Source organism: Amycolatopsis sp. CFH S0740 (assembly GCF_004522315.1).
GTDB classification, from domain to species: Bacteria; Actinomycetota; Actinomycetes; order Mycobacteriales; family Pseudonocardiaceae; genus Amycolatopsis; species Amycolatopsis nivea.
Map to the genome: position 1 here is coordinate 1 of NZ_SDLS01000081.1, position 509 is coordinate 509.

The window sequence follows — 509 nt, forward strand, 5'->3', positions numbered from 1 at the left end:
TGAACTGGCCCCCGAAAGTTGGACTGGCTAAGTGAAGGTTAGGCCGCGAGGGTCTGGGCTCGGTATTCGGCCGGGCTCAGGCCGCCGAGGGTGGTGGAGATGCGGGTGGTGTTGTACCAGTCGATGTAGTCGTCCAGTGCCGTGATGAACGCCTCGACGCTGTCGAACGTGTTGCGGTGGAACAGTTCTTCTTTGAGGTGGCCGAAGAAGTTCTCGGCGACGGCGTTGTCGAGGCAGGTGGCTCGCCGGGACATCGACTGGGTCAGGCCCGCGTCGGCGAGCAGCGCGCGCCAGGAGGCGTGCCGGTACTGGAAGCCCTGGTCGGAGTGCACCAGCGGCGCGGCTCCGGCGGGCAGGGTCGCGATCGCGGCGCGCAGCGAGGAGTTCGTCAGCTCCAGCGACGGGGACAGGCCGCAGCTGTAGGCGACCACGGACCGGTCGAACAGGTCGATCACGGGCGAGAGATAGAGCTTGCGGTCGCCGATGCGGAACTCGGTCACGTCGGTGAC

1 protein-coding gene is annotated in these 509 nt (G+C 66.8%); it reads right to left on the reverse strand.

Annotated elements, in window-relative coordinates:
- Positions 1 to 38: 38 nt before the first annotated feature.
- A partial coding sequence (locus tag EIZ45_RS45835; protein ID WP_134736132.1) for an IS3 family transposase occupies positions 39 to 509 on the reverse strand: 471 nt, incomplete at its 5' end.